This is a genomic window from Streptomyces sp. NRRL S-337, from assembly GCF_000720175.1.
Lineage (GTDB): Bacteria > Actinomycetota > Actinomycetes > Streptomycetales > Streptomycetaceae > Streptomyces > Streptomyces siderophoricus.
Window position 1 is genome coordinate 1 of the sequence record NZ_JOIX01000155.1, and the last position, 2,527, is coordinate 2,527.

At 69.3% G+C, this 2,527-nt stretch carries 3 protein-coding genes; 1 reads left to right on the forward strand and 2 read right to left on the reverse strand.

Annotation, left to right across the window (positions count from 1 at the left end):
* A partial coding sequence (locus IG62_RS50375; protein ID WP_420711194.1) for a toxin glutamine deamidase domain-containing protein occupies positions 1 to 281 on the reverse strand: 281 nt, incomplete at its 3' end.
* Positions 178 to 2,034 (reverse strand): toxin glutamine deamidase domain-containing protein, encoded by a 1,857-nt coding sequence (locus tag IG62_RS50380; RefSeq protein ID WP_078872536.1) that lies wholly within the window; start codon positions 2,032 to 2,034, stop codon positions 178 to 180. The genes IG62_RS50375 and IG62_RS50380, both read right to left, overlap by 104 nt.
* On the opposite strand from IG62_RS50380, the gene IG62_RS50385 reads away from it, so the two are divergent.
* A complete protein-coding gene (locus tag IG62_RS50385) occupies positions 2,035 to 2,469 on the forward strand; it encodes a hypothetical protein (RefSeq protein ID WP_078872537.1) in 435 nt (144 codons plus the stop codon). It begins immediately after the preceding gene.
* Positions 2,470 to 2,527: the final 58 nt, after the last annotated feature.

Here is a 2,527-nt window from a genome sequence, read left to right on the forward strand (position 1 = left end):
TTGCCGTAGTCGTGGAAGGGGGCGCCGAGGGTGTTTTCGATGCGGTTGCGGCCGTTGGTTTCGCCGCGGTCGGAGGGGGTGCCGTCGGGGTGGGTGTCGGGGGTGCGGTGGGCGGCGGCGGTGGGGTTGCCGGCGTAGGTGTCGGCGGTGGCCAGGGCGGCATCGACGCAGTTGTTGTTACGGCCGGGGGCGTCGGGGCCGGGGTGGTTGATGGTGTCGACCCAGTTGCTGTCGTTGGGGTCGGGGTGGGGTTGCGGGTCGCCGTTGTCGTCCTTGGGGATGGCGTTCTCGACGTGCTGCTGGTGCTCGTCGGTGGGGCCGTCCAGTCCGCCGGGGAGGCGTCTCCGACTGGTCGGCCTGGTCAGTCTTGTGGGAATCGTGGGACTGGTCGGCAGGCGCGTGGTCCCGGTCCTGGGAGTTCTCCCCCGGGGTGGGGGAGTGGTCGGCAGTCTCGGGACGTTCTGCGTCCTGGGGACGCTGGGCGTCGTGGGGTCGCTCGGAATCCGGCGTGGGCGAAGTGCCGGCCGCGGTGTCGGGTGCGCCTGCCGGGTGCTGCGGGTTCTGGAAATTCTGCGGCTGGGGGTAGTGCGGTGCCTGCTGCTGGTACGGGTTGGGCTGCTGCTGCGCGTACGGCTGGTGCTGTTGGTATGGGTTGGGCTGCTGGTTGTAGGGGCCCGGCTGTTGCTGTTGCTGATACGGGTGCTGCTGCGCGTACGGCTGCTGGTGGGGCTGCTGCGCGTACGGGTTGGGCTGCTGCTGGGGCTGGGCGTACGGGTTCTGCTGCGGGTGTTGCTGGTACGGCCCAGGCTGGTGCTGCGGGGCCGGCTGCTGAGCGTAGGGGCTCTGCTGCTGGTACGGCCCGGGCTGCTGCTGGTGGGGCTGCGGCTGGGCGTACGGGTTTGGCTGCTGCTGGTGCGGCTGCGGCTGGCTGTACGGGTTTGGCTGCTGCTGGGGTTGCGGCTGCGGCTGCTGCGCGTACGGGTTTGGCTGCTGCTGTGGCTGTTGCTGGGCGTACGGGTGCTGCTGGTACGGGCCGGGCTGCTGCTGGTGCGGCTGCTGTTGCGCGTACGGGTTGGGCTGCTGAGCCTGAGGGCTCGGCTGCTGCTGGTGGGGCTGGTTGTACGGACCAGGCTGCTGTTGCTGCTGATGGGGCTGCTGCTGGGCGTACGGGTTGGGCTGCTGGGGCTGGGGGTGCTGCGGTTGTGCCTGCTGCTGGGGGTTGGGCTGCTGCTGTGGCTGCGGCTGCTGGGGCTGTGCCTGCTGCGGCTGCGGCTGCTGGTTCTGCGGCTGCGGCTGGGGTTGTGGCTGTGCCTGCTGCTGGTTCTGCGGCTGCTGTTGGGGCTGGGGGGTTTGTTGCTGTTGCTGGTGTGGCTGCTGGGTCTGAGGGGTCTGGTTCTGCTGGGTGGCGGGGTCGAAGGGCTGGCGGTTGGCGTCGAGGGTCAGGTGCCAGACGCCGACGGCCTCCGTATTGATGGGGTGTTCGCTGACATCGCCGGACTGGCTGTCGACCCAGATGACGCGACCGTTGTGGTTGACCGCGTTGAAGACGTGTGCACCTCCGCCTGTGCCATCGGCACCCTTGGGCCAGGTGACCAGGACTGCGGCGGCCGCACCGTGGCCCGCCTGACGGAGCTCGTTGGCTATGCGGTCGTAGCCGTCCTTGGAGTTCTGACCGGAGTTGCGGAAATTGGTGCCCGCGTACTGCTCAATGTTGGCGGTGCCGTTTCGCTCACCGGATCGGCGATCGATGCCCCCATGGCCGTCGGGGTCGTAGGTGCGCACAGCGGACACCTGCGGGTTGCCGTACCAGGACTCCATGAAGGAGCGGGTGCAGTCGGCGCAGTTGTTCGAGCGGCCGAGCACCTCGGTGCCGCCGTCGTTCTGGAGTTGGGCCCAGGGCTGGAACGGGTCGTTGAACGCCCGCGGGGTGCCGTCCGCGTTCCGCGGGAAGCTGGCTTCCAGTGCCTGTTGGTCATGCGGGAAGGGCAAGTACAGGCCGTTCGGTTGGACGTTCAGGCCGGCACGGACGTTCATGTGGCTGCGCAGGTTCGGGGGCTGCGGGACCGGCGCTTGGTGCTGCGCTTGCTGCTGCTGGTATGGCGTCGGCTGATGTTGCGGTGCCGGCTGATGCGGCTGGTTCTGGAACTGGTGGGGCGCCTGGACGTACTGCTGCGGCTGCTGTTGGTACGGCTGCTGCTGGGGGTGCGCCTGTTGCTGAGGGTTGGGCTGCTGGGGCTGTGCCTGATGTTGGGGGTTGGGCTGCTGCTGGGGCTGTGCCTGTTGCTGAGGGTTGGGCTGCTGCTGGTATGGGTTCGGCTGCTGGTGGGGGGTGTTGGGGGTGGTGGCAGCGGGACCCTGGGCGCCGGGGGTGGTCGGGGCCTGCGCAGGGGCGTCGGTCCGAGGGGGGCCCGAGCGGTTGGGGGCAGGCTGCTGCTGTCCGTCCTGCGGGCGCGACGCGTCGGGACGTGACGTCTCTGGGCCTGTCTCTTATACACATCTCCGAGCCCACGAGACGGACTCCTATCTC

Bases quoted from the DNA above. Each gene is read 5' to 3' on its own strand.
- IG62_RS50380 (WP_078872536.1), bottom strand. From the start codon at position 2,034: ATGAACGTCCGTGCCGGCCTGAACGTCCAACCGAACGGCCTGTACTTG.